A 25993-nucleotide genomic window follows, 5' to 3' on the forward strand; every position below is an offset into this window, starting at 1 on the left:
GTCATGATTGAATTCAGCGCAGCCGACATCGCGGCAGTCACAGGCGGAACGCTCTCCCTGTCGGCTCAAGGGGCTCCTTCTTTGGTTGTCCATTCAGCCACCACCGACTCTCGGGAAAGCCGCCCGGGTGGTCTCTTCATCGCAAAGCCGGGTGAGTCCACAGACGGCCATCACTTCGTCTCCAGTGCCTTCGCGAACGGTGCGGTTCTGGCCCTTGTCGAGCGGCCGGTAATGGACGACGCCGGCACTGACTTCCCCGCTGTGGTGGTGCCCGATGCCGTGGAGGCAATGGGCCGACTGGCCGGAGAGGTGGTGCGCCGCCTCCGTGCGCACTCACCACTGACGGTCATCGGCATCACGGGTTCAGCGGGCAAAACCACCACGAAGGACGTACTTGCGCAGCTGCTCCGCCAGGAGGGGCCCACCGTTTCCCCCATCGGCTCGTACAACGGTGAGATTGGGGTTCCGCTGACGGTTTTCTCCGCCGAGTACGGCACCCGCTACCTGGTCATTGAGATGGGCGCCACCGGCGTCGGGCACATCGAGTACCTTGCCTCCATGGTGCAGCCGGACATCGGAATAGTCCTGTGCGTCGGATCCGCGCACGCGGGTGAGTTCGGCGGTGTCGACATGATTGCCAAGGCCAAGGGGGAGCTGCCGCGGTCCCTTGGTTCAAACGGTGTGGCCATCCTTAATGGTGATGACCGGCGGGTACTGGCGATGGCTGATCAGACCCAGGCACAGACCGTCCTCTTTACGGAGGACCCCACCTTTGACGGGCCGGGCAGCAGTGTCGTCCGTGCTGCGGACGTAACGCTGTCCGTCGAAGGTAATCCGTGTTTCACCCTGCACCTCCCGGACGGTGGTCGTCACGAGGTTCGGCCGCTGCTGATCGGACGGCATCATGTCGCCAACCTCCTCGCGGCCGCTTCCGCTGCCCACCTCCTCGGAATTCCGGGGGATCGAATCGCTGCCGGACTGTCTACCGCCCGGGCGGTCAGCCGCTGGCGGATGGAGCGTACCGACAGGCCGGACGGCGTGACGGTGATCAATGACGCCTACAATGCCAACCCGGAGTCGATGCGTGCGGCGCTTGCGACGCTCGCCGAGCTGGGGCGCGGCCGTCGCACCTGGGCAGTACTCGGTGAGATGCTAGAGCTGGGCGAGGACTCCATCACTGCCCACGATGCACTTGGCAGGGTGGTTGTCCGGCTCAATATCTCCAAGCTGCTGGTTGTCGGGTCCGGGGCCAAAGCACTCCACACCGGAGCAGTGCTGGAAGGATCATGGGGAGACGAAGCGGTCTTCGTTCAAGATGTCTCCCAGGCCGAGGAAATCCTCGATCGGGAACTGCAGCCGGGTGACCTTGTCCTCGTGAAATCCTCGAATGGTGCCGGTCTCCGCCATCTGGGTGATCGGCTAGCATTGGCGTCAGACAACTCGTCGGCGGTGCCCGAAGCAGCCCCGGGATCACAGGCTGAATTGAATGGACCCGGTCCAATGAACCAAGGGGGGCACTCGCTGTGATTGCGCTGTTGATTGCCTCCGCCTCCGCATTGCTTCTTGCACTTGTGGGCACACCACTTTTCATCAGGCTCCTCGTCCGAAAGAGCTACGGCCAGTTCATTCGCGACGACGGCCCAACGGCCCACCATACAAAGCGCGGGACGCCCACCATGGGCGGCGCAGTCATCGTCGGATCGGTTGTTCTCGCTTACTTCGCCACACACCTGATCATGATGGCGGCGGGTGGCTCCGACGGCCCGACCGTGTCCGGTCTCCTGCTGCTGATGGTCACCGTAGGCATGGGAGTCGTCGGCTTCTTCGACGACTACATCAAGATTTCAAAGCAGCGAAGCCTGGGACTCAGCGCACCGGCGAAGATCATCGGGCAAACCCTGGTGGGTGTTTTGTTTGCCGTGCTGGCCCTGAACTTCCCGGATGAGAATGGACGCACGCCGGCGTCGACTGCTATCTCCTTCGTCAGGGATACAGCAGTCGACCTGGCATTCGCCGGTTCGATTATCGGCGCCATCCTCTTCGTTCTGTGGTCCATTCTCATCATTACCGCCGCAACGAACGGCGTGAACCTGGCGGACGGCCTGGACGGACTGGCCACCGGTGCATCAGTCTTTGTCTTCGGCGCTTACATGCTGATGGGCATCTGGCAGTTCAACCAGAGGTGCGCATCGCCGGAGGTTCCAACCAACATCTGTTACGAGGTCCGCGACCCCCTGGACCTGGCGCTGATCGCCGGTGCGATGTGCGGAGCTCTGGTGGGATTCCTCTGGTGGAACACCTCACCGGCCAAAATTTTCATGGGAGACACCGGATCGCTCGCGATCGGCGGAGCAATTGCCGGATTCGCTATTCTCTCCCGCACCCAGCTTCTCTTGGTCATCATGGCGGGGCTGTTCGTCATGATCACGCTGTCCGTGATCATCCAGGTGGGCTTCTTCAAACTGTCCGGAGGCAAGCGGGTCTTCAAAATGGCGCCGCTCCAGCATCACTTCGAGCTCAAGGGGTGGCAGGAAGTCACGGTGGTTGTGCGGTTCTGGATCCTTGCCGGACTGTTCGTCGCTGTCGCGCTCGGTATCTTCTACGCTGAATGGGTTGTACTTCTGTGAGTGGTACAGGTGCCCAGGAGAACTCTGACCGCCTTGAAAGCCTGACGTCGTGGGACGCTGACTGGGCAGGGCTACGCGTCGTGGTAACGGGGATCGGCCTGTCCGGTTTCTCTGCCGCTGACACGCTGATCGAACTCGGTGCACGGGTTGTGGTGTGCGACTCCTCGGATTCCGAAGAGAACAGGGCGAAGGCGGACACCCTTCGCATCGTCGGGGCAGTGGACGTCCTGCTCGGGGCCGAGGCCGCTGCTACGCTCCCACAGGTGGACGGAGAAGCGCCCGAACTGGTGGTGACCTCTCCCGGTTGGCGTCCTGATCAGCCGCTGCTCGCTGCGGCCGCCGCTGCCGGAATCCCGGTATGGGGTGATGTCGAACTCGCATGGCGCGTACGAGTGCGCCGGGGCAGGCCCACCGCTGAGTGGTTGACCATCACCGGAACCAATGGCAAGACAACCACTGTCACCTTGGCGGAATCGATGCTCCGCGCCGGAGGCCTCCGCGCCATCGCCGCGGGGAACGTCGGCACGCCGCTGCTCGACGCCATCCGGGACCCGCAGGGCTACGATGTGATCGCCGTCGAACTCTCAAGTTTCCAGCTGCACTGGAGTTCGAGCCTCGCGCCGCTCGCCAGTGTCTGCCTGAATCTGGCCGAAGATCACGTGGACTGGCACGGAGGATTCGAAGCCTACCGGGCGGCCAAGGCAATGATCTACGACAACACCCGCGTGGCCTGTGTGTACAACGCCGAAGACGAGGCCACCGAGCGGATGGTGGAGGATGCTGATGTCCAGGAAGGCTGCCGGGCGATCGGCTTCACCACCAATACCCCTGCCATCAGCATGCTCGGGGTTGTAGACGGTCTGCTGGTGGATCGTGCGTATATCGAACAGCGGAAGGATTCAGCGGCGGAACTGGCCTCGGTGACGGACCTCGGGGAAGTGGTTCCCCGCCACCTCGTCGCCAACGCCCTGGCAGCGGCGGCCCTGGTGCGGGCAGCGGGTGTCCCGGCGGCCGCGGTGCGTGAAGGCATCCGTAACTACCAGCCGTCCGGGCATCGAATCGAGCTTGTTGCGGCACGGGACGGCGTGCTCTGGATCAACGATTCCAAGGCAACCAATCCGCACGCGGCACACGCAGCCCTGTCCTCCTTCTCCAGTGTCGTCTGGATTGCGGGTGGGCTTTCCAAGGGCGTCGACTATAACAGCCTGGTCAGGGATAACGCAGCCCGCTTCAAGGCGGCTGTCCTTATCGGCCGCGACAGTTCTGACCTAGCCGCTGCTCTCAGCCGACACGCGCCCGATGTTCCCGTGATAGTTCCAGCCGCGGGTCACACTGGTAGAGACGAGCTGCCGTCCCAGCACTCGAGTTCAGACGGCGTTCAGGCAATGCGCGCCGCTGTCACCGAAGCGCTGCGTATCGCCGTTGACGGCGACACTGTTCTCATGGCGCCGGCAGCAGCGTCGATGGACCAGTTCCCTTCCTACGCTCACCGTGGCACCGCATTCATCGAGGCGGTTCGCGGGATTGTGGAGGGGCAGGGATTCACCGCTAAGGAGTTGTAATGGTCAGCACGCCCACCCGGCATCCGCGCCGGAGGCCGGCGGCGCGGCAACACTCCGGCAGCAGGGGCTCGTCCCGGGTCAACGCTTCTGGCAATCCTCCGGCGGATGCCATTGCGGCGCGCCCGGAGCGCAAGGGCGTTCTTGGTGCCTTCGGACGCATGTGGCGCTTTCTCGAGGGTTCGGACCGGCAGACCAGCGGCTCCAGCTATTACATGATTCTCGGCGCCACGCTGGCGCTGACGGCCATCGGGCTCATGATGGTGCTCTCGGCGTCGTCTGTTGAATCGATCGCCAATGCAGCATCCACGGTCGAGCCCACTGATGAGGGCGCGATCGTCTTTGACTTCTTCTTCAAACAGAGCATGTATGCGGTGCTCGGCGTGGTGCTGATGCTCGTCCTGTCCAGATTGGGGCCGCGGGTTTTCAAGTTCCTTGCGTGGCCGGGGCTCGGCGTCGCGATTGTCCTGCTGGTACTGGTGCTGCTCATTGGCGAGAACATCAACGGAAACCAGAACTGGATCCGGATCGGCAACCAATCTCTTCAGCCTTCAGAACCCGCAAAGCTCGCACTCGCGTTGTGGTGCGCTACTGTCCTGGAACGCAAGCGCGGCCTGATCCGTGACTGGAAGCACGCGCTCATACCTGTAGCACCGCTCGGAGGAGTCATCCTCCTGCTCGTGATGCTGGGCGGTGACCTCGGTACAGCGATCATCCTCGGAATGATCATGGCAGCAGCGCTGTTTTTTGCCGGCGCACCAATGAAGCTGTTTACGCTGGTCGGCCTCCTCGGAATTGCCGGCGCTTTCGGCGCCATCCTGCTCAACAGCACACGAAGTACCCGCATCCAGGCCTGGCTCAGATTGAACTGCGAAAGCGCGACGGATCCCTGTTTTCAAACGAACCAGGGGCTTTTCGCACTGGCGTCCGGGGGCTGGTGGGGAGTGGGAATCGGCCAGAGCCGGCAGAAGTGGAACTGGATCCCGGAAGCGCACAATGACTTCATCTTCGCCATCATCGGTGAAGAGTTCGGGTTGATCGGTACCCTCGTAGTGATCGCGCTTTTCGGAATCCTCGCGGTGGCAACCCTCCGGGTGGCACGGCGTTACACCGACCCCTTCGTGCGCATCCTCATGGGCTCCATCCTCGTGTGGCTGATCGGCCAGGCCTTTGTGAACATCGGCATGGTCACGGGCGTTCTTCCCGTCATCGGTGTGCCGCTGCCATTCATCTCCTACGGCGGTTCTGCCCTCACCTTCACGCTTGCCGCCGTCGGTGTGCTCCTTGCCTTTGCGCGGCGGATGCCGCCCGCCGTGCCTGGCACCCCCGGACCGGCCGTCAGCTCCAACCAGACTTCTGCAAGCGACAAGTGAAAGATCAAGAGAACCCATTGACTGAATCTGCTGCCCTGTCGGTCGTGCTCGCCGGCGGGGGAACTGCCGGGCACATCAGCCCACTGCTCGCCATTGCACGAGCTCTGGTCGAGGCCCGCCCGGACGCCCGGGTGCTTGCCGTCGGAACGGCCGCAGGAATGGAGACCCGCCTTGTTCCTGCGGCCGGTTTCCGGCTGGAAACGATTGAACGGGTGCCCATGCCCCGCCGTCCGTCCGTCGATCTGTTGAAACTGCCGGTCCGTCTGGTCCGGGCCGTGCGGCAGGCGCTGAGGATTATCGACGCGGCGCAGGCTGACGTCGTCGTCGGGGTTGGCGGGTATGTGTCCACGCCGCTCTATCTTGCGGCCTGGATCCGCCGCGTTCCCGTGGCCATCCATGAAGCTAATGCCCGCCCCGGCCTGGCCAACCGGCTTGGCGCGCGTATTGCCCGGAGCGTTGCGGTGGCATTCCGCGGCACCGGACTGCCGGACGAGCAATGGGTGGGCATGCCCATGCGGCGGGAGATTTCCACCCTGGACCGGGCGGCCGCCCGTCGGAAAGCGCGGGTAAGCCTTGGGCTGGACCCGGATCGTGCAACGCTCATCGTGACCGGCGGTTCCTCCGGCGCTGCGAGCATCAACCGGGCGGTCGCCGCAGCGGCGCCAAAAATGGTCGACGACGCAGCGCAGGTACAGGTGCTTCATATCACCGGACGCGGCAAGCAGGTTCCCGGCCCCGACGGCGCGCTCCTTGCTGTCGAGGGGTACCGGCAGGTCGAATATGTGGACGGTATGGAGAACGTCTACGCGGCGGCAGACCTGCTGTTGGCGCGTGCAGGCGCAGCAACCGTCTGTGAAGTTGCGGCAGTCGGGTTGCCCACTGTGTTCGTGCCCTTGCCGCACGGAAACGGTGAGCAGCGGCGAAACGCTTCGGGGCTGGTGGACGCAGGCGCCGCCCTCATGATCGAGGATGCGCAGCTTACTGGTGACTGGCTGCTTACCGAAGCCCTGCCGCTGGTGCAGGACCCTGTGCGTCTCGAGAACATGTCCCGCGCCGCGGCGCCGCTCGGTGTGCGCGACGCGGACGTCCGCATGGCGGAGCTCATCATCGACGCCGCGGGAGGCCGCTCATGAATGCAGTTATCCAGGATCTCGGCCGGGTCCATTTCATTGGGCTCGGCGGAGCGGGCATGTCCGCTGTGGCGCGGGTCCTCCTCGGCCGCTCAGTAGCGGTGTCAGGGTCCGATGCCGCTGACTCGCGCGGTCTGCAGGCTCTCGCCGCGCTGGGCGCAACGGTGCACGTCGGCCACGAGGGAGCGAACGTCGGTGCCGCAGATACCGTGGTGGTTTCCAGCGCAATCCGGGAGACCAACCCCGAGCTCGTTGAAGCAAAAACGCGCGGCCTGCGCGTCCTGCATCGTTCGGAAGCGCTTGCCGCCGCGATGGACGGGCGGAAAGTGGTTGCTGTTGCCGGCACGCATGGCAAAACCACGACGACGGCGATGATCACCGTCATGCTGCAGGCCGCCGGAACCCGTCCATCGTTTGCGATCGGTGGGGACGTCGCGGCGCTTGGAGTCAACGCTGAATGGGCGGATGGGGAAGTCTTCGTGGCGGAGGCAGATGAGTCGGACGGCTCTTTCCTTAACTACCGTCCTCACGTTGGCGTTGTCACCAACGTGGAGGCGGATCACCTGGACCACTATGGGTCCGCTGCTGCAGTATATGAATCGTTCGATCGGTTCGCTGCGCTGCTGCCGGCCGACGACGGTGTGTTGGTAGCATGCCGTGACGACGACGGCGCTGCCGCCCTGGCGGCGCGAATCGCCGGATCCCGCCGGGTGCGGACCTACGGCTACTGTGCCGGCGCAGACGTTCGAATCAGCAACACCCGCGCGCTCGGCAGCACGTCGAACAGCGTCCTTTCCTTCTCTATCGATGGACTCGACAGCCAGCAGGAACTCCAGCTCGGGGTGCCCGGGCGGCACAATGTCCTGAATGCGGCAGCGGCGTTCAGCGTCGGGTTGGAGTTGGGCGTGGATCCGGCTGCTGCTGCCGCGGGCCTCGCATCCTTCTCCGGTGCTGCCAGACGGTTCGAGGCTAAGGGTGAAGGAGGCGGTGTGCGCGTCTTCGATGACTACGCCCATCACCCCACGGAGGTGGCGGCCGCGCTGGGCGCTGCCCGGACCGTCGCGGGAGACCACCGCGTGCACGTCCTGTTTCAACCGCACCTGTTCTCCCGCACTCAGGAGTTTGCCAAGGAGTTCGCCGGCGCTCTGTCACTGGCTGATACGGTGCGCGTGCTTGACATCTATGCCGCAAGGGAAGACCCGGTGAAGGGAGTGACGAGCCGGCTCATCAGCGACCGGCTCACGGTTCCGGGCGGGTACGCGCCCGATGCAGACGAGGCACTGCGGGAGATGGTCGTTACGGCGCAGAGCGGTGACATCATCCTGACGGTCGGAGCAGGCGACGTTACCCGCTTCGGTCCGCTGCTGGTTGACCTCCTTGCAGGAAAGGGGCATCCACAGTGACAGCACGTCCTCCGCGGAAGCCGGGCAGGGCATCCACGCCGGCCAACACAGCGTCGGGAAATGAAACCATCACCGCTGAGAAGCAGGTGTACCCTCCTCAGTCCAGCAGAATGCGGGGAAGCAGAATATCCGCATCGAAAGAAGCACCTGTTGCCCTGTTGGACCGCGAAGACGACGACGGCACTGTCATCGCCTTTCCGGAACCTCCCGGCCGCCGGCGCAGGAGGTGGTGGCTGACGGGCATCATCTCGACGGTGCTGATCGTCGCGGGCGTAATCGCCTATCTGGTGTTCTCACCGGCGCTTGCAGTACGTTCCCTCGAGGTGCAGGGGAACCAATTGGTACCGGAGGACCAGATCACGGCGGCACTGGAGCCCCTGATGGGAACGTCTCTGACCCAGATCGGGGACGACGACGTGCGCACACTGCTAAAAGGGTTCGCTCCGATCGAGAATATCTCCGTGGCCGCGGCACCACCGTCCACCCTGAGGGTGACTGTCACAGAGCGCACCCCTGTTGCAATCCTTGAGAGCGGCGGTAAGTACATCCTCATAGACGCAGAAGGCCGGCAGCTCACCACGGTCACTGACAGGAAGTCCGTTGCCTTGCCCCTCATTGACGGAGGTACGAATGCCGTCAACAGTGCAGTCTTCTCGTCAATTACCGATGTTCTTGCCGCGCTGCCCGCAGCTATCCGGGAGCGCCTGGTCCACGCATCGGCAAAGTCAATCGACTCCGTTGAGCTGAAGCTGACGGACGGAAAAACAATTTTCTGGGGGAGTGCCGAGGAGAACGAGGCAAAGGCCCGTGTCATCGCCGCGCTGCTTACTCTTCCGCAGCAGGATGCGCCGGTGAGCGTCTACGACGTAAGCACGCCATCGAGGCCGGTAACCCGATGAGTTTTCCGACACGCGGGAGTGGTCATTGCATGCCGGTGGCCGGGCACCTAGCGTCTCAATAAGAAACTACTTGACATAACATTAACTTTCAACCTGAAGGTGAATGTTAGCAAGTTGAAGGTTGGAACCTCCAGCCCATAACCCAACCAGCGCACAGATCGAACAAGGGACACAGGACGTGGCAGCACCGCAGAATTACTTGGCCGTCATCAAGGTCGTCGGCATCGGCGGCGGTGGCGTGAACGCCGTCAACCGAATGATCGAGGTTGGCCTGCGCGGCGTGGAGTTCATCGCCATCAACACTGACGCGCAGGCACTACTCATGAGCGACGCCGATGTGAAGCTCGACGTCGGACGCGAACTCACCCGTGGACTGGGCGCCGGAGCTGATCCGGAAGTGGGCCGGAAGGCGGCCGAAGATCACGCCGAGGAGATTGAGGAAGTCATCCGCGGCGCGGACATGGTGTTCGTGACCGCAGGAGAAGGCGGCGGCACCGGTACCGGCGGCGCACCCGTCGTCGCGCGGATTGCGCGTTCCCTTGGTGCGTTGACCATCGGCGTAGTGACCCGGCCGTTCACGTTCGAAGGTCGCCGGCGCTCCAACCAGGCAGAAACCGGTATCGACACACTTCGAGATGAAGTCGACACGCTGATCGTCATTCCGAATGACCGTCTTCTGTCCATCAGCGACCGCAACGTTTCCATGCTTGACGCGTTCCGCTCAGCGGACCAGGTGCTGCTCTCGGGTGTCCAGGGCATCACGGACCTCATCACTACGCCGGGCCTGATCAACCTCGACTTCGCAGACGTGAAGTCGGTCATGCAGGGCGCAGGTTCGGCTCTCATGGGCATTGGCTCCGCCCGCGGTGAGGATCGTGCAGTCAAGGCAGCGGAACTGGCGATCGCCTCGCCGCTCCTCGAAGCTTCCATCGACGGCGCCCACGGCGTTCTGCTGTCCATTCAGGGCGGATCGGATCTCGGGCTGTTCGAAATCAACGAGGCAGCGCGCCTCGTGCAGGAAGTTGCGCACCCGGAGGCAAACATCATCTTCGGTGCCGTGATCGACGACGCGCTGGGAGACGAGGCGCGGGTCACGGTTATCGCAGCAGGTTTCGATCAGGTAGATGCCACGTCGCAACCAGCAGCGCCCGCGGCAAAGCCGGCCTCAGCTCCCGCCATCGGGCGCGAGTCCGCACCGGCTCCGCAGACCGTCGCGGCAGGAGCAGGCTACGGTTCGTGGTCGCAGCACTCGTCCAACGGACGAGGCAACGATGTTCCGGGTGACGCCGGGTTCGATGTGGACCTGCCGGCCGTCGTCGAGCCTGACTACTCGACCGGACGTTCCGATGACCTGGACGTTCCCGATTTCCTGAAGTAGACGTTGTTCTTCTGGACATCGCTCGTAGCGCCCGGCATCCGGGTTGCCTTCACTGATCGTGGCGCGGGAAACCTCGCTCCGCGAATCGGGGGCAACCCGGATGCCGCCGTTCGTTCCAGGCAGGCGCTGGAGCTTGAACTCGGAACTGGTCCTGGTTCACTCCATTTCATGAACCAGAGCCACTCGACCGTCGTAGCAGAGGCAGAAACCGGCATTGTGCCCGACGCTGATGCTCTGGTGAGCCCGACCGGCACGGACCCACTTGCCGTCCTCGTTGCCGACTGCGTACCGGTGGTGCTCGTCGGGTTCGGGGCTCAAAGTGACCACGTGACGGCGGTCATCCACGCCGGCCGACGAGGCGTTGAAGGAAACATAGCAGCACGAACGGTCGCTGAACTGCAGCGTCACGGGGCAGAATCAATCTCCGCGTGGATCGGCCCATCCGTGTGTGGCCAGTGCTACGAGGTGCCGGAGGACATGCGCGAGGAGGTAGTCAAGGCTGTGCCGCTGACTTTTTGCAGCACACGCCGGGGGACGCCTGCTCTCAACCTCGCTGCCGGTGTGGGCGGTCAACTTGAGGCACTGGGGGTCTCCGTGAAGGATCTTGGCGGGGGCGGCAATCCATGCACGCTTGAGAACGAACGACTGTTCTCTCATCGTGCCGTGAGGGAAGGCAGGCCCGCGGGCCGTCTGGCGGGGTTGGTGTGGCGGGATGCCTGACACCACGGGAAGGCGCGCCGAACTGGAGGCCAACCTCAGGCGGGTCAACAAACGGATTGATGACGCTATCGCGGCATGCGGAGGCAGGAACAGGCCCACGCTCATTGTCGTGACCAAGTTCTTCCCGCCCGAGGACCTTCTCCTGCTCCGTGAGCTCGGGGTTCGGGACGTCGGTGAGAACCGCGACCAGGAGGCTGCTGTCAAAGCCCGGGAGGTTCCGGATCCAGAACTGCGCTGGCACTTCATCGGCCAACTGCAGACCAACAAGGCCCGCTCGGTTGCGGGCTACGCCCACTCCGTGCACTCCGTCGACCGCAGCTCCCTCGTGCGCGCTCTGGAAAAAGCGATGGCAGGTCGCGCCGAACATCCAAATTCGTCTGCGGGAGGAACTAGGCGCGGCCGTCCTGCAGTGCTGGACTGCTTCGTCCAGGTCAACCTGTCAGCCGAGGGCACCGGTCGCGGAGGAGCCCATCCTTCTGATGCGCTTGAAGTTGCCGCGCGGATTCATGACAGCAATCACTTGCGCTTGGCGGGAGTGATGGCCGTTGCGCCGCTTGGCGGGGACCCCCGCGAGGCCTTCAGTCGGCTCGCTGACCTATCCTCGGAGCTCGTCTCCCGTTATCCGGCGGCAAGCGGCATCTCGGCTGGGATGAGCGGTGACCTTGAACATGCTGTCGCGGCCGGTGCGACACACCTTCGCATCGGCTCAGATGTCCTCGGTGCCCGCCCGCCCGTGGGGTAGCGTCAACGCTGTAACCGCGGGGAATCTCAGGAGGTGCCTGGGCGGTGTTGAATCACACCTTGCTTTACATTCTGCATGACGGATGCAGGACGAAGGACTGACAGGAGCAACCATGGCTGGCGCACTGCGCAAGACAATGATTTACCTTGGGCTCGCCGACGGTGACGAGCACTACGAGCCCGAGCCAAAGACATCCCACAGCAGGAATGAGGACTACTCCGTGGACTACGACCGTGACGAGCGCCATGTCGAGGCCGCGCCGGCAGCAAAGGCGGCTCCGGATGAGTATCGTGCTCCGGTCACGCCTATCAAGCGGGCGCAGTCTGCACGCGAGGACGCTTCATCGCTTCGCCAGATCACCACGGTGCACCCGCGCTCCTACAATGACGCGAAGATCATCGGAGAAAGCTTCCGCGACGGCATTCCTGTGATCATGAACGTCACGGACATGGGCGAGGGAGACGCCAAGCGGCTGGTGGACTTCTCGGCCGGACTCGTCTTCGGCCTTCATGGGTCGATCGAGCGTGTCACCAACAAGGTATTCCTGCTGTCGCCGTCCTACATCGAGGTCCTCGGGGAGGATCAGAAGACCAGCGACGGTCAAGCGAGTTTCTTCAATCAAAGCTGACACTGTTTACTGGTACTCGTAACTATTCCGTTCATGCCAGAGGACTGTGACTGACACGTGAGCTTGGTCTTCGCCCTGATCTACTTGGTGCTGATGCTGTTCCAGCTCGCGCTGATCATTCGTATTGTTTATGACGCCGTTCAAATGTTTGCCCGCAACTGGCGCCCCAGACGGCTGGCGCTTGTTCTTGCATCCATGGTGTACGCGGTGACGGATCCGCCTATCCGGCTTTTTCGCCGGCTCATCCCCCCGCTCCGGTTGGGTGGCGTTTCGCTCGACCTCGCATTCATCGTGGTGTTCCTGGGGGCTACTATCCTCAAGGCAATTGCAGGTTCATTGGCAACGGCTTGATCCGGTTAGTTTTCGAGACCTAAAAGATATACGCTGAATCACATATTGGTGTGAAGCAGGAGGTTTTGCCTCCACAAGCATGTCCACAATTCGGTAACGTTGTCAGGTCTGCTCGACAGGCGGCTTCGACTAAATCCATATGAGGTGACCAGATGGCCCTGACGCCAGAAGATGTTGTCAACAAGCGGTTTCAGCCCACCAAGTTCCGTGAAGGCTATGACCAGGACGAGGTGGACGACTTCCTCGACGAGATCGTCGTGGAACTGCGTCGTCTGAACCAGGAAAACGACGATCTTCGCCGCCAGCTCTCGGAAGTTTCCACGGGCACAGCGCAGAACGCCGCTGTCCCTGCTCCGGTGGCCGCCAGCACCGCTACCGAAGAGGTCCGCGAGGAGGAAAAGCCTGAGGAGCCCAAGGTGGAGGCACCGAAGGCTGAGGAGCGCCCGGCTGCCCAGCCGGTTGCCGCCGCTGCACCTGTCCAGCAGGGCGGCACCGCGGAATCTGCGGCGGGTGTCCTCGCGATGGCGCAGAAGCTTCATGACGAGTACGTCAACGCCGGCGTTGAGCAGCGCGACAAAATCATCGCCGAAGCGCAGATCGAAGCCAGTGGCCTCGTCAATGACGCTCAGGAAAAGAGCCGCAAGGTACTCGGCGCGCTGGAGCAGCAGAAGGCAGTCCTCGAGCGCAAGGTCGAGCAGCTGCGTAGCTTCGAGCGTGACTACCGGTCCCGTCTGAAGGCATACATCGAAGGTCAGCTACGGGACCTTGATTCCCGCGGTTCCGTTGCATCTGAAACTGCAGACGCCTAAGCAGGATCCTAAGCTCACGAGGCCAGTCGCCGGTTTATCCGGCGGCTGGCCTCTGCCGTACCCTGAGTAGAGAGCCAAGTGTCCACTGCCGCCTCTTCGGCGCGTACAACTGAAAGCACCATGACCGAGCACCCTTCCGTCTCAGGCCCCGATTCGGGCCGGTCGCACCGCAAGCACGGCAAACGCATCGGAGCCCGCTACGCGCTGCTTCTGGTTGCATTCGCACTGGTCGCCTACATCATCGATCAGCTGACCAAAATCTGGGTCGTTTCCACCATGGTGGAGGGTCAGATCACCGAGGTGCTGCCGCCCGTGCTGAGCTGGCATTTCATTCGCAATTCCGGGGCGGCGTTTTCCATCGGAACAGAGATCACTTGGGTCTTCACCATCATTCAGGCCCTCGTATCCATTGCGATCATCACGCAGATCGGTAAGGTCGCTTCAAAAGGCTGGGCTGTTGCACTGGGATTGGTATTGGGCGGCGCCGTAGGGAACCTCACGGACCGGTTGTTTCGTGAGCCCACATTTGGTCAGGGGCATGTCGTCGACTTCATCGCGCTGCCGAATTTCGCTATTTTCAACATCGCGGACATCGCCGTGGTCAGTGGAGTCATTCTCATTTGTCTGCTGACACTGCGGGGCATCGGCATGGACGGCCTACGCAGCAACGAGGAGCGGGAGGACCCGGACACTGCCGAGGTGGCTGATGATGAGCGCCCGTAGTACTACGTTCGACATTCCGGAGCCTGCTGCGGGTCAACGCATCGATGCGGTGTTGGCAGGGTTGACCGGGGTATCCCGTTCGGTCGCTGCCGGATGGTGCAGCGGCGGGAACGTCACCATGGACGGTGCACCCGTCCAGAAGTCAACCCGTGCCGTCGCGGGCGGATCACTCACCGTCGTCGTACCGGAGGAAATCGATCCCTTGCGGATCGTGGCCGAGCCGGTTGACGGAATGGGCATCCTTTTTGACGACGATGACCTGGTGGTCATCGATAAGCCGGTGGGAGTTGCGGCTCACCCGTCCCCTGGATGGGTGGGACCCACTGTCGTGGGAGCGTTGGCGGCTGCCGGGTACCGGATTTCCACGACAGGTGCACCGGAGCGGGTAGGTATAGTCCACAGACTCGACGTTGGGACATCCGGAGCGATGGTGGTTGCCAAGAGTGAGCATGCCTATACCGTGCTCAAGCAGGCTTTCCGGGAGCGGACCGTGGACAAGCAGTATCACGCGCTGGTCCAGGGGCTGCCGGATCCGCTCCAGGGAACTATCGAGGCGCCCATCGGCCGCCACCCGGCGCACGACTGGAAGTTCGCCGTCATGGAGGACGGCCGTCCATCGGTGACCCACTACGCGGTGGAGGAAGCGTTCGGGAAGGCAAGTCTCGTCAAGGTCCGCCTGGAGACCGGGCGTACGCATCAGATCCGCGTGCACTTCTCCGCTCTGCGCCACCCATGCGCCGGTGATCTGACGTATGGGGCGGACCCCCGGCTGGCGGCGGAACTCGGACTCACCCGGCAATGGCTGCACGCCAGCATGCTTTCGTTTGATCATCCGCGCAGCGGCGAACGGGTAGCCGTTGAAAGCGGGTTCCCCATGGACCTCCAATATGCACTCGATGCGCTGACCGGCGGAACGGTCTGAGACCGACACCCGCTTGCGGGCGCGCGGGAAGCGTCCCCGGTGCTCGCTAGAATGAGTTGGTGGTTTCCTCAGCTCCGTCCTCCTCCCCAGTGGCCCCGGCTTCGTCCCGGGACTCCTTCGTCCACCTTCACAACCACACCGAGTACTCGATGCTCGATGGCGCTGCCCGCCTGAGTGATCTCTTCAGCCATACGGCGGAGCTCGGCATGAACGCGTTGGCCACGACCGACCACGGGTTCGTGTTTGGGGCCTTCGACTTCTGGAACAAGGCCCGTGATGCGGGAGTGAAGCCGATTGTCGGAGTCGAGGCCTACCTGACGCCCGGCACCGCCCGCGCGGACAAGACCCGTGTCAAGTGGGGAGGAGGCGGACGCGATGACGTATCGGGTGCGGGCGCGTACACCCACATGACCCTGTGGTCGGAATCCACCGAGGGCATGCACAATCTCTTCCGGATGTCCTCGCTGGCTTCGCTGGAGGGCTATCTGTACAAGCCGCGAATGGACCGCGACCTGCTGCAGACCTACGGCAAAGGGCTGATTGGAACCACCGGTTGCCCCTCGGGAGAAGTCCAGACGAAGCTGCGCCTCGGCCTGTATCGGGAGGCAGTTCAGGCGGCATCCGACTTCCGCGACATCTTCGGTCGCGAAAACTTCTTCTGTGAACTCATGGACCATGGGCTGGATATTGAGCGGAACGTCCAGGCGGACCTCATCAAGCTCGCCCGTGAACTGGGCCTTCCCCTCGTGGCCACCAATGACCTCCACTACACTCATGCAGAAGATGCCAAGGCGCACGCGGCGCTGCTGTGCGTGCAGTCTGGTTCCACCATGGCGGACCCCAAGCGTTTCAAGTTCGACGCCGATGAGTTCTACCTCAAGTCGCCGGCCGAGATGCGGGCAATTTTCCGTGACTTTCCTGACGCCTGCGACAACACGCTGCTTATCGCCGAGCGGTGTGACGTCGAGTTCAACACCAAGGCGAACTACATGCCGCGCTTTCCGGTTCCCGAGGGTGAGAACGAGCAGTCCTGGTTCGTCAAGGAAGTCGAGACGGGCCTGCAGTACCGCTACCCGGCCGGCGTACCGGATGACGTCCGGAAGCAGGCGGAGTTCGAGGTCGGCGTCATCACGCAGATGGGCTTCCCGGGCTACTTCCTGGTTGTGGCGGACTTCATCAACTGGGCCAAGAACAACGGCATCCGGGTGGGTCCCGGGCGCGGATCCGGTGCCGGTTCCATGGTGGCGTACGCCATGCGCATCACCGACCTGGACCCCCTGAAGCACGGCCTCATCTTCGAGCGGTTCCTCAACCCCGAGCGCGTCTCCATGCCGGACTTCGACGTGGACTTTGACGATCGCCGCCGTTCCGAGGTCATCCGGTACGTAACTGAAAAGTATGGCGACGAGCGCGTCGCCATGATCGTCACTTACGGCACCATCAAGGCCAAGCAGGCACTCAAGGACTCCTCGCGTGTGATGGGCTATCCGTTCTCCACGGGGGAGCGCCTCACCAAGGCCATGCCGCCGGACGTCATGGGCAAGGGCCTCGCACTGGCGGACGTGCACAACAAGGACGCCAAGCGGTTCTCGGAGGCCGAGGAACTGCGGGAACTCCTGAAGACCGATGCCGAGTCTGCGAAGGTATTCGAGACAGCCCTGGGACTGGAGGGGCTGAAACGCCAGTGGGGTGTGCACGCGGCCGGGGTCATCATGTCCTCCGACCCGCTGATCGACATCATTCCGATCATGCGTCGTGATCAGGACGGCCAGATCATCACGCAGTTCGATTACCCCACGTGCGAGGGCCTCGGCCTGATCAAAATGGACTTCCTCGGTCTGAGGAACCTGACGATCATCACCGACGCCGTTGAGAACATCAAGGCCAACCAGGGCGAGGACCTCGTTCTGGAAGACCTCGAACTCGACGACCGGGAGTCTTATGAGCTGCTGGCGCGTGGCGACACCCTTGGCGTCTTCCAGCTCGACGGCGGGCCCATGCGTTCGCTTCTGAAGCTCATGCGCCCCGACAACTTCGAAGACATTTCCGCGGTCCTCGCTCTCTACCGCCCTGGTCCCATGGGCGTGAATTCACATACGAACTACGCCCTGCGCAAAAACGGAATGCAGGAGATCGAGCCGATCCACCCAGAACTCGAGGGACCACTGGAGGAGATTCTCGGCGGCACCTACGGCCTGATCGTGTACCAGGAGCAAGTCATGTCGGCCGCGCAGAAGCTGGCGAACTTCACCTTGGGCCAGGCGGATATGCTGCGCCGCGCCATGGGCAAGAAGAAGAAGTCCGAGCTGGACAAGCAGCAAGCGGACTTCTTCGCCGGAATGAAGGCCAACGGTTATTCACAATCGGCTATGGACAAGCTCTGGATCGTGCTTGAGTCGTTCTCCGACTACGCCTTCAACAAGGCTCATACCGCGGCCTACGGACTGGTGTCCTACTGGACCGCGTTCCTCAAGGCGCACTACCCTGCCGAATACATGGCCGCCCTGCTGACCAGTGTCGGCGATGATAAGGACAAGCTGGCCATCTACCTCAACGAGTGCCGACGGATGGGCATTACAGTGCTGCCCCCGGACGTCAACGAGTCGAGCGTCAACTTCACTCCGGTCGGGACTGATATCCGCTTCGGGATGGGCGCAATTCGCAACGTCGGCGCAAACGTGGTCGGCGGGATGGTGGCTGCTCGGGAGGAGAAGGGCGCGTTTGAATCCTTCTCCGACTTCCTGCAGAAGGTGCCCGCCGTCGTCTGCAATAAGCGGACAATCGAGTCGCTTATCAAGGCCGGTGCCTTCGACTCACTGGGTCATCCCCGCCGCGCACTGGCGATGATCCACGAGGAAGCCGTGGATTCCGTCGTCGTGCTCAAGCGTAATGAAGCCGCCAACCAGTTCGATCTCTTCAGCGCCTTCGATGATCCGGGCGTCGGAACCGGGCTTTCGGTCGAGGTTCCGGACCTGCCGGAATGGGCAAAAAAGGACAAGCTCGCTTTCGAGCGGGACATGCTGGGCCTTTATGTATCCGACCATCCCCTCCAGGGCCTGGAAGGCTTGCTCAGCCAACATGCTGATTCCGCCATCACTTCCGTTATCGGCGAAGACGGCCCCGCCGACGGCGCCCCCGTGACCATTGCCGGAATGATCACCTCGCTCCAGCGCCGCATCGCCAAGAACAGCGGAAACGCCTACGCCAGGGCGGAAATTGAAGATCTTGGCGGATCGATGGAAGTGATGTTCTTCGGACAGGTCTACGGACCGATCGCGTCCGTACTCGAGGAGGATTTGATCGTGGTGGTCCGCGGACGCCTGCAACGGCGCGACGACGGCGCGGTCACCCTCAACGCGCAGGAACTCTCCGTTCCGGATCTGACGGAGGGCCACTCCGGCCCGGTGGTCATTTCCATGCTGCACCACAGGGCTACCGAACCTGTAATCCATGAACTCGGCTCAGTGCTGAGACAGCACCGTGGCAACTCGGAGGTGCGGCTGCATGTCCGCAAGGAACGCCAGATGTCAGTGCTATCGCTGCCTGTTGACCTTCGGGTCAACCCGACGCCGGCGTTGTTCGGGGACCTCAAAGTGCTGCTTGGACCAACGTGCCTCGATGCATGAGTTCGTACAGATGAGGAACGGTTAGATGAAACGTATGCAGGAATCAGCGGCGGAGCCCGGTACGTATCCACCAGCGGTCTATGCCGGTCCCGCCGCGGAGACGGCGGTGCCGCCGTCGTCGTTGCTCTGGTGGGCCGCGGCAACGACTGTGCTCGGACCGGTGCTCGGCGTCCTCTGGTGGTTCGCATCCCCGGGCGGGGGACTCTATGGCGACCGGGCCAACGCTGAGTCCTGGCTGATCCGGGACCTTGTGCTCGGCGGCCTGCAGTTGCTGGCCGGCGTCGTCGTGGGGTGGCTCCTGACAAACCGCATCGACCTGCCGGGTGCGTGGCAGCGTGTGTGCGCCGCCGTGGGGGGAAGCATGCTGGGATCCGTCCTTGCTGTATTGGTTGGGCAAGGGCTGGGAGCCCTGTTCTCCGGCGGCGACGGCGAGTTTCCGTTTGTGCTGCGTTCGCTCGGTGTGGCGCTGGTCTGGCCTGCAGCCGCAGCGTTGGTGGTTTTCCTGGCCTCGCTGCTTGGGCTCCTGCTCATCCGTCGGAATCGTTAGCGTCACCTTTCCGTCGTGGGCAGGAGCCCTGGCAGCCGCCGGTAGAATTGCGGCTGTGACTGCTCAAACCGCCCCCGGATCATTCGACGCCTTCCGCACGATCGACCTGCGCGGGACGGATCTATCCACTGCGGCACTCCGTGCCGCGATGCCGCGGAGCACCACGTCTTCGTTTGATTCGGTCGCCTCGCGCGTCGAAGAGATCATTGCTGCTGTCCGGACGCGCGGATTCGACGCACTCAGCGAACTGGCGCAGCGGTTCGACGGCGTTGAACAGTTCCACCCGCGGGTGCCGGCTGAGGCATTGAGTGAATCACTTCGGACGCTTTCGCCCGACGTGCGCGCGGCATTGGAGGAGTCCATCGACCGCGCCCGCGTCTTTGCCCTTGCGCAGAGACCGCAGGATGTCGTCGTCGACATCCGCCCTGGAGCTGCCCTCACCCAGCGGTGGGTGCCGGTTGGCAGGGTGGGGCTCTATGTCCCCGGGGGGCTCGCGGTCCTCGCCTCGTCGGTCATCATGAATGTGGTGCCGGCACAGGCGGCCGGTGTTCAGTCCATTGCACTGGCATCGCCGCCGCAGAAGGAATTCGGTGGACTGCCGCACCCGGTGATTCTTGCAGCGGCGGAGCTGCTGGGCGTCAAGGAGGTCTATGGCATCGGCGGTGCCCAGGCGATTGCCGCATTCGCACACGGTGTGTCGTGTGAGGAGGATCGTGCCGCGATTGAGCCGGTTGATGTTGTCACCGGCCCGGGGAACATTTACGTCGCCACAGCGAAGCGGCTGGTCAAGGGCATTGTCGGAATCGACGCTGAGGCCGGCACCACGGAGATCGCTGTGCTGGCAGACGGGACGGCGCAGCCGCGACTGGTTGCCGCGGACCTGATCAGCCAGGCCGAACACGACCCGAATGCAGCCTCGGTACTGATCACGCCTTCGGTTGAACTGGCCGCTGCCGTCCGGGCGGAGCTGTCGATTCAGGCCGGGTCCACCCGGCACCGCGAGCGGGTCGAAACTGCGTTGGGCGGGCCTCAATCGGGCACCATTCTCGTGGACGACATCGACCACGGTATTGCGGTATGTGACGCGTATGCCGCGGAGCACCTGGAGATCCACACGGATCAGGCGTCAGCGGTAGCGGCGCGTATCCAGAACGCGGGCGCGATCTTCGTGGGCGACTACAGTCCCGTAAGCCTGGGCGATTACTGTGCGGGCTCGAATCACGTCCTGCCCACAGCCGGCACGGCGGCGTTCGCTTCAGGGTTGAGCGTGTTCACCTTCCTGCGGGCCATGCAGGTAATCGACTACAGCGCGGACGCCCTGCGGGAGGTCAGTGAGCACGTTGTTCAGCTTGCTCAGGCTGAGGATCTGCCGGGACACGGCGATGCGGTGCAGGTGCGCTTTCCTGACGGTTACTCCGGCTGACCGCTCGTGTCCCTGAACGCCAAACCACCACATCTAGTAATGACATGGTTGTAGTTTCACTACATCTAGTTCTAGAATGGTTCCCGGCGCCTTTGAAAAGTTGCGTCGTATCCGATGAAAACGCTGTTCGTCAGAGTTGAAACGAGGGTGGAGTGCACTGTCCGTTCTGCCGCAGTTCCGACTCGCGTGTCGTTGACAGCCGTCTCACCGATGATGGATCAGCGATCCGCCGTCGGCGCCAGTGTCCTGAATGCGGCAAGCGATTCACTACCGTGGAAACCACCAGCCTGTCGGTCATCAAACGGTCCGGCGTTGCCGAGCCCTTCAGCCGCAGCAAGGTCATCAGCGGCGTGCGCAAGGCCTGCCAGGGGCGGCCTGTCACTGAGGATGACCTCGCGCTGTTGGCGCAGGACGTCGAGGAGGCTGTTCGTGCAAGCGGCGTCGCTGAAATCGACGCGCACGAGGTTGGGCTGGCTATTCTTGGGCCGCTCCAGAAGCTGGACCAGGTAGCCTACCTTCGCTTCGCCAGCGTGTACCAGGGCTTCGACTCCCTCGAGGACTTCGAAAAGGCTATCGAGAAGCTCCGCCTCGAAGCGGACAATGCGGCGGCCCGGGTCCCGACGGGTACGCAGCGGCCGCTCACCGCCACATAATCTCCGGTGGTGGCTGCGGAGGGGAAGCCGCCGCCACCACCGGCACCACCTGCTATTCCGCTTCGACCGGCTGGCTCTTGAAGTGAAGCGCCGCTTGAAGCGCTGCTCCCACAATGCCGGCGTGATTCCGGAGCTCGGCAGGAATGATGGGCGTTCGCAGGGAAAGATTGGGAAGGAAGTCCTTGCTTCGCTTCGAAATGCCGCCGCCCACAATGAAGAGTTCAGGCGAGAACAGGAATTCGACGTGGGAGAAGTAGCGCTGCAGCTTGACGGAGTACTCATCCCAACTCAGTCCCAGTCGTTCGCGGGCTACGGCTGAAGCCTGGGTCTCGGCGTCGTGCCCGTCTATTTCAAGGTGGCCAAGCTCTGCGTTCGGAACCAGCTTGCCGTCGAAGATGAAAGCGGAACCAATCCCGGTACCGAGTGTGATGACAAGGACCGTACCGTTGACGCCCTTGCCCGCGCCGTACTGAACCTCTGCGAGGCCGGCGGCGTCAGCATCATTGATAACGTGCACGTCGCGTCCAAGCACTTTGGTAAACAGTGCGTCCACATCGGTGTCGATCCAGCTCTCATCGACATTCGCAGCCGAGCGCGCCACACCGTGCTGGATGATGGCCGGGAACGTCACCCCGATCGGTAGGCCTGCAGGCGGCGCTCCCTCGCGGACGGACAGTTCAGCAACAATGTCGGCGACGACGACGGCGACAGCCTCCGGTGTAGCCGGCTGGGGAGTCTCCACCCGGAACCGCTCACCGACGATGGCCCCGGCGGCGAGGTCAACAATGCCGCCCTTGATGCCGGTGCCACCGATGTCGATTCCGATGACCGTGGCAGGCAGGTTCCTGCCGCCCTTCGTCTTGCCGCTGTTCTTGCCCATATTTCTCCAGAAATTCTCTCGGGTGTGTTTTGGTCCGCGCCTTGCCGGTAATGCGCGGAGGTCGTGCTTGGTCTTGCTAGGGAAGCGTCAGGACTTCGGCGCCGGTCTCAGTCACCACCAGCGTGTGCTCGAACTGAGCGGTGCGCTGACGATCCCGAGTGACCACAGTCCAGTCATCAGGCCACATATCCCACTCAATGGTTCCGAGCGTGAGCATCGGTTCGATCGTAAATACCATCCCGGGCTCGATGATGCGGTTGTAGGCCGGCGCAGCATCATAATGCGGGATGATCAGCCCGGTGTGAAAAGCCTCTCCGACTCCGTGACCCGTGAAGTCCCGCACAACACCGTAGCCGAATCTCTTCGCGTAGGACTCAATGGCACGGCCGATGACGTTTATTTCCCGTCCCGGGGCAACCACCTTGATAGCCCTGTTCAGAGCCTCCCGGGTGCGCTCCACCAGCAGGCGGGACTCTTCGTCGACGTCGCCGACGAGGAAGGTGTAGTTGGTATCCCCGTGCACACCGTCGATGTAGGCGGTGATGTCGATGTTGATGATGTCTCCGTCGCGGAGCTCGGTGGAGTCAGGTATGCCGTGACAGATGACCTCGTTGAGCGACGAGCACAAAGACTTCGGGAATCCGCGGTAACCGAGGGTCGAAGGGTACGCCTTGTGCTCGATCAGGAACCGGTGCCCGACGGCGTCGAGCTCGTCAGTGGTGACGCCGGGGGTAATGTGCCGGCCGACTTCCTGGATGGCTTGCGCGGCTATCTTTCCTGCCCGGCGGATTTTCTCGATGGTGTCAGCCGACTTGACCTCGGATCCCTCGAACCGGGCAGGTCCGGGGCGGCCGACATACTCCGGACGCTCAATTGACCGCGGCACTTTACGGGGAGGACTGATAGTCCCCCCGATGAGCGTGCCGACGGGTGCGGAGGAGGAATGCTGGGACATACTCTTGATCCTATCGGTGTGGAACCACCGAAGCCGAAAGTGAAGGCAAGACCAAGGAGGCCGCGATGGTGCAGTATTGGTACAACGTTCGGACCCACGAGGTTGAAGAAGATGCCCAGTCCGACTGGAGCCAACTCATTGGTCCCTATCCCACGCGAGCAGAAGCGGAACGCGCGCCGGAAAAGGTTCAGGAGCGCAACCGTGCGTGGGACGCACAGGACGAGGAGTAGCTTCTGCGGAAGCTGCTAGAAGCTGTGCTCGGGACCGGGGAAGCTTCCGTCACGGACCTGATCGCCGTAGGCGCGAGCGGCATCGGAAAGCACGGATCGGACATCTGCGAACTGCTTGACGAACTTGGCCTGCTTGCCCGAGCGCAGGCCCGCCATGTCCTGCCATACCAGTACCTGGCCGGTGGTCGCCGAGCCTGCACCGATGCCAATGGTGGGCACGCTGACAGCCCGGTCCACCTCAGCCGCTACATCCGCCGGCACCATCTCCATGAGAATGCAGAAGGCGCCGGCCTCCTCGAGTGCTACGGCGTCGTCAATTACCTGCCGCCCGGCGTCGCCCCTGCCCTGGACCCGATAGCCGCCCAGGGAGTGCTCGCTTTGCGGTGTGAAGCCGACGTGAGCCATGACGGGGATGCCCGCGCGCACAATAGCGCGGACTGTTTCCGCATAGTGCGCTCCGCCCTCCATTTTCACCGCATGAACCAGTCCCTCTTTCATCAGACGGACGGAGGATTCCACGCCCTGGGCGGGCGAGACCTCATAGCTGCCGAAAGGTAGGTCCGCAACCACTAGAGCTCGGCTCGCTCCCCGCGTGACGGCGCGGGAGAACAGGATCATTTCGTCGAGCGTGATCGGCAGTGTGGTGGCGTGTCCGAGCACATTATTCGCAGCGGAATCTCCAATAAGCAGCACTTCGATGCCTGCAGCATCGAAGATTTCTGCTGCGTACTGGTCGTACGCGGTCAGCATGGCGAATCGTCGGCCGCTGTCTTTCGCCGACTGGAGATGGTGTGTCCGGATCCGCGGCACCGGCTGGGACGGTGCGCCACCGGCCTGTGATCCGGTTCCATAGGGGGCTGGAGTTTCCGCGGAATTCATGACCACGAGCCTACTTCACGGGTAACGCCGTCGTAACACAAGCCGGACATACTGTACGGGTGCGGTTCTACGCACGCCGGTGCCCGCGCTGACGGTCCATTGTCAGTAAAGTGGGCAGCGGACCGGGGAGTAGGCTCCCGGTTGTGCGGGAGGTCGTGAAGACAACGGGATGAGTGGGAAAGAGGTTGGAATGGATCGGCAGCAGGAGTTCGTCCTACGCACCATCGAGGAACGCGACGTCCGTTTTGTCCGGCTGTGGTTCACCGACGTCGTCGGCTCGTTGAAGTCGGTTGCTCTTGCTCCCGCGGAAGTCGAGGGTGCTTTCGAGGAAGGCCTCGGCTTCGACGGTTCCTCGATTGAGGGCCTCGCCCGGGTTTTCGAGTCTGACATGCTTGCCCAGCCGGATCCCTCGACGTTTCAGATCCTGCCCTGGCGCGGTGAAAAAGAGCAGACATCCAGGATGTTCTGCGACATACTGACTCCGGATGGCCAGCCGTCATCAGCTGACCCGCGCGGCGTGCTGAAACGGACTCTCGCTAAAGCGGCGGACATGGGATTCACTTGCTACACCCATCCGGAAATCGAGTTCTACCTTCTCAAGTCTGACGAGCTCGGCGCGGACGGTCAGCCTGTTCCGGTGGACCAGGCGGGTTACTTCGACCACGTACCGGGCGGCGTGGCGCAGGATTTCCGGCGGACCGCGGTTGCGATGCTCGAATCTGTCGGAATCTCGGTCGAGTTCAGCCACCACGAGGCCGGTCCGGGACAAAATGAGATAGACCTGCGTTACGCCGATGCGCTGCAGACTGCCGACAACATCATGACATTCCGCACAGTCATCAAAGAGGTAGCGCTGACGCAGGACAGTTACGCCACCTTCATGCCCAAGCCTTTTTCCGATCACCCGGGCTCCGGGATGCATACGCACTTTTCGCTCTTCGAGGGGGACACCAATGCGTTTTTCGAAGCCGGCGCCGAGTTCCAGTTGTCCAAAACGGCACGCCAGTTCATCGCAGGCATCCTTCGCCACGCACCGGAATTCACGGCAGTCACCAATCAGTTCGTCAACTCCTACAAGCGTCTCTGGGGCGGCGGCGAAGCACCAAGCTACCTTTCCTGGGGTCACAACAACCGTTCCGCGCTGGTGCGCGTTCCGCTGTACAAGCCGAACAAGGGGCAATCCGCCCGCATCGAATACCGGGGTATCGACTCCGCCACAAACCCCTACCTTGCTTACTCCGTGCTACTGGGTGCCGGTCTGAAGGGAATCGAGGAGGGCTACGAACTGCCGCCGGGAGCAGAGGATGACGTCTGGAGCCTGACAGCCGCGGAGCGGCGCGCCATGGGTCACGATCCGTTGCCGGCGAGCCTTCACGACGCCGTGCGGGCCATGGAGGATTCGGAACTTGTGGCTGAGATCCTCGGCGAGCAGGTCTACGAGAATTTCCTCCGCAACAAGCGTGCGGAGTGGCATGACTATCGAATCCAGGTAACCCCCTACGAGCTCAGGCGCAACCTCGGCATCCTCTAGGCACA

Annotated in this window: 24 protein-coding genes; 21 read left to right on the plus strand and 3 right to left on the minus strand. The window is 62.8% G+C overall.

Annotation, left to right across the window (positions count from 1 at the left end):
• Positions 1-3: 3 nt before the first annotated feature.
• The 19 genes from ASH00_RS07915 (at position 4) to nrdR (ending at position 21513) form a co-directional block, all read left to right on the plus strand.
• Complete coding sequence (locus tag ASH00_RS07915) at positions 4-1527, plus strand: UDP-N-acetylmuramoyl-tripeptide--D-alanyl-D-alanine ligase (RefSeq protein ID WP_056547127.1); 1524 nt, start codon at positions 4-6, stop codon at positions 1525-1527.
• On the plus strand, positions 1524-2627 hold the full coding sequence (gene mraY / locus ASH00_RS07920; RefSeq protein WP_056547130.1) for a phospho-N-acetylmuramoyl-pentapeptide-transferase: 1104 nt from the start codon (positions 1524-1526) through the stop codon (positions 2625-2627). Before ASH00_RS07915 ends, mraY begins: the two co-directional genes overlap by 4 nt.
• Entirely contained in the window at positions 2609-4189 is a 1581-nt protein-coding gene (murD, locus tag ASH00_RS07925; RefSeq protein ID WP_056547132.1) for a UDP-N-acetylmuramoyl-L-alanine--D-glutamate ligase, read from the plus strand. Before mraY ends, murD begins: the two co-directional genes overlap by 19 nt.
• The gene (gene ftsW / locus ASH00_RS07930) at positions 4189-5559 is read left to right on the plus strand and encodes a putative lipid II flippase FtsW (RefSeq protein WP_056547135.1); all 1371 of its coding nucleotides are present in this window, start codon (positions 4189-4191) and stop codon (positions 5557-5559) included. Before murD ends, ftsW begins: the two co-directional genes overlap by 1 nt.
• A 17-nt stretch (positions 5560-5576) precedes the next feature.
• Positions 5577-6692 carry an undecaprenyldiphospho-muramoylpentapeptide beta-N-acetylglucosaminyltransferase gene (gene murG / locus ASH00_RS07935; protein WP_056547138.1) on the plus strand — a complete coding sequence of 372 codons (1116 nt, stop codon included), beginning with the start codon at positions 5577-5579 and terminating at the stop codon, positions 6690-6692.
• Entirely contained in the window at positions 6689-8092 is a 1404-nt protein-coding gene (murC, locus tag ASH00_RS07940) for a UDP-N-acetylmuramate--L-alanine ligase (protein ID WP_056547141.1), read from the plus strand. Before murG ends, murC begins: the two co-directional genes overlap by 4 nt.
• Positions 8089-8991, plus strand: coding sequence for a cell division protein FtsQ/DivIB (locus ASH00_RS07945; protein ID WP_056547144.1), 903 nt, complete (start codon positions 8089-8091; stop codon positions 8989-8991). Before murC ends, ASH00_RS07945 begins: the two co-directional genes overlap by 4 nt.
• A 178-nt stretch (positions 8992-9169) precedes the next feature.
• Positions 9170-10369, plus strand: coding sequence for a cell division protein FtsZ (ftsZ, locus tag ASH00_RS07950; RefSeq protein ID WP_056547145.1), 1200 nt, complete (start codon positions 9170-9172; stop codon positions 10367-10369).
• Positions 10370-10372: 3 nt separating this feature from the next.
• Entirely contained in the window at positions 10373-11089 is a 717-nt protein-coding gene (locus ASH00_RS07955) for a polyphenol oxidase family protein (RefSeq protein ID WP_056547148.1), read from the plus strand.
• Positions 11082-11831, plus strand: a complete 750-nt coding sequence (locus ASH00_RS07960) for a YggS family pyridoxal phosphate-dependent enzyme (RefSeq protein WP_056547152.1) — start codon at positions 11082-11084, stop codon at positions 11829-11831. Before ASH00_RS07955 ends, ASH00_RS07960 begins: the two co-directional genes overlap by 8 nt.
• A 112-nt stretch (positions 11832-11943) precedes the next feature.
• Positions 11944-12459, plus strand: a complete 516-nt coding sequence (locus tag ASH00_RS07965) for a cell division protein SepF (RefSeq protein ID WP_056547770.1) — start codon at positions 11944-11946, stop codon at positions 12457-12459.
• 57 nt (positions 12460-12516) lie between these two features.
• On the plus strand, positions 12517-12810 hold the full coding sequence (locus tag ASH00_RS07970; protein ID WP_056547155.1) for a YggT family protein: 294 nt from the start codon (positions 12517-12519) through the stop codon (positions 12808-12810).
• Positions 12811-12962: 152 nt separating this feature from the next.
• Positions 12963-13619: a DivIVA domain-containing protein gene (locus ASH00_RS07975; RefSeq protein WP_056547157.1), complete on the plus strand. Its 657-nt coding sequence runs from the start codon at positions 12963-12965 to the stop codon at positions 13617-13619.
• A gap of 120 nt (positions 13620-13739) precedes the next feature.
• On the plus strand, positions 13740-14342 hold the full coding sequence (gene lspA, locus ASH00_RS07980; protein WP_082565990.1) for a signal peptidase II: 603 nt from the start codon (positions 13740-13742) through the stop codon (positions 14340-14342).
• Complete coding sequence (locus tag ASH00_RS07985; RefSeq protein WP_056547776.1) at positions 14329-15264, plus strand: RluA family pseudouridine synthase; 936 nt, start codon at positions 14329-14331, stop codon at positions 15262-15264. Before lspA ends, ASH00_RS07985 begins: the two co-directional genes overlap by 14 nt.
• Positions 15265-15320: 56 nt before the next feature.
• A complete protein-coding gene (gene dnaE, locus ASH00_RS07990; RefSeq protein ID WP_082565991.1) occupies positions 15321-18890 on the plus strand; it encodes a DNA polymerase III subunit alpha in 3570 nt (1189 codons plus the stop codon).
• Between the two features lie 25 nt (positions 18891-18915).
• The gene (locus ASH00_RS07995) at positions 18916-19437 is read left to right on the plus strand and encodes a hypothetical protein (protein WP_157359052.1); all 522 of its coding nucleotides are present in this window, start codon (positions 18916-18918) and stop codon (positions 19435-19437) included.
• Positions 19438-19492: 55 nt separating this feature from the next.
• On the plus strand, positions 19493-20860 hold the full coding sequence (gene hisD, locus ASH00_RS08000) for a histidinol dehydrogenase (RefSeq protein WP_056547164.1): 1368 nt from the start codon (positions 19493-19495) through the stop codon (positions 20858-20860).
• A 152-nt stretch (positions 20861-21012) separates the two neighbouring features.
• Complete coding sequence (nrdR, locus tag ASH00_RS08005) at positions 21013-21513, plus strand: transcriptional regulator NrdR (protein ID WP_056547167.1); 501 nt, start codon at positions 21013-21015, stop codon at positions 21511-21513.
• Between the two features lie 52 nt (positions 21514-21565).
• Here nrdR and ppgK read toward each other — a convergent pair whose 3' ends face one another.
• Entirely contained in the window at positions 21566-22393 is an 828-nt protein-coding gene (ppgK, locus tag ASH00_RS08010) for a polyphosphate--glucose phosphotransferase (protein WP_056547170.1), read from the minus strand.
• A gap of 76 nt (positions 22394-22469) precedes the next feature.
• Entirely contained in the window at positions 22470-23348 is an 879-nt protein-coding gene (gene map / locus ASH00_RS08015) for a type I methionyl aminopeptidase (RefSeq protein ID WP_056547173.1), read from the minus strand.
• A 65-nt stretch (positions 23349-23413) separates the two neighbouring features.
• Between map and ASH00_RS16660 the strand changes: the two genes are divergently transcribed.
• Positions 23414-23578, plus strand: coding sequence for an SPOR domain-containing protein (locus tag ASH00_RS16660; RefSeq protein ID WP_157359053.1), 165 nt, complete (start codon positions 23414-23416; stop codon positions 23576-23578).
• Between the two features lie 15 nt (positions 23579-23593).
• Here the strand turns inward: ASH00_RS16660 and panB are convergent, their stop codons facing one another.
• On the minus strand, positions 23594-24457 hold the full coding sequence (panB, locus tag ASH00_RS08020) for a 3-methyl-2-oxobutanoate hydroxymethyltransferase (protein WP_056547781.1): 864 nt from the start codon (positions 24455-24457) through the stop codon (positions 23594-23596).
• 190 nt (positions 24458-24647) lie between these two features.
• Here panB and glnA point away from each other — a divergent pair, with 190 nt between their 5' ends.
• Positions 24648-25988, plus strand: coding sequence for a type I glutamate--ammonia ligase (gene glnA / locus ASH00_RS08025; protein WP_056547176.1), 1341 nt, complete (start codon positions 24648-24650; stop codon positions 25986-25988).
• Positions 25989-25993: the final 5 nt, after the last annotated feature.

This window comes from Arthrobacter sp. Soil782 (assembly GCF_001428435.1).
Taxonomy (GTDB): Bacteria; Actinomycetota; Actinomycetes; order Actinomycetales; family Micrococcaceae; genus Arthrobacter_D; species Arthrobacter_D parietis.

Coding starts and splice junctions, on each gene's coding strand:
- ASH00_RS07915 (WP_056547127.1), top strand. CDS start 4: ATGATTGAATTCAGCGCAGCCGACATCGCGGCAGTCACAGGCGGAACG.
- murD (WP_056547132.1), top strand. CDS start 2,609: ATGGGTTGTACTTCTGTGAGTGGTACAGGTGCCCAGGAGAACTCTGAC.
- ftsW (WP_056547135.1), top strand. CDS start 4,189: ATGGTCAGCACGCCCACCCGGCATCCGCGCCGGAGGCCGGCGGCGCGG.
- murC (WP_056547141.1), top strand. CDS start 6,689: ATGAATGCAGTTATCCAGGATCTCGGCCGGGTCCATTTCATTGGGCTC.
- ASH00_RS07960 (WP_056547152.1), top strand. CDS start 11,082: ATGCCTGACACCACGGGAAGGCGCGCCGAACTGGAGGCCAACCTCAGG.
- ASH00_RS07965 (WP_056547770.1), top strand. CDS start 11,944: ATGGCTGGCGCACTGCGCAAGACAATGATTTACCTTGGGCTCGCCGAC.
- ASH00_RS07975 (WP_056547157.1), top strand. CDS start 12,963: ATGGCCCTGACGCCAGAAGATGTTGTCAACAAGCGGTTTCAGCCCACC.
- lspA (WP_082565990.1), top strand. CDS start 13,740: ATGACCGAGCACCCTTCCGTCTCAGGCCCCGATTCGGGCCGGTCGCAC.
- ASH00_RS07985 (WP_056547776.1), top strand. CDS start 14,329: ATGAGCGCCCGTAGTACTACGTTCGACATTCCGGAGCCTGCTGCGGGT.
- ASH00_RS07995 (WP_157359052.1), top strand. CDS start 18,916: ATGAAACGTATGCAGGAATCAGCGGCGGAGCCCGGTACGTATCCACCA.
- ppgK (WP_056547170.1), bottom strand. CDS start 22,393: ATGGGCAAGAACAGCGGCAAGACGAAGGGCGGCAGGAACCTGCCTGCC.
- map (WP_056547173.1), bottom strand. CDS start 23,348: ATGTCCCAGCATTCCTCCTCCGCACCCGTCGGCACGCTCATCGGGGGG.
- ASH00_RS16660 (WP_157359053.1), top strand. CDS start 23,414: ATGGTGCAGTATTGGTACAACGTTCGGACCCACGAGGTTGAAGAAGAT.
- panB (WP_056547781.1), bottom strand. CDS start 24,457: ATGAATTCCGCGGAAACTCCAGCCCCCTATGGAACCGGATCACAGGCC.
- glnA (WP_056547176.1), top strand. CDS start 24,648: ATGGATCGGCAGCAGGAGTTCGTCCTACGCACCATCGAGGAACGCGAC.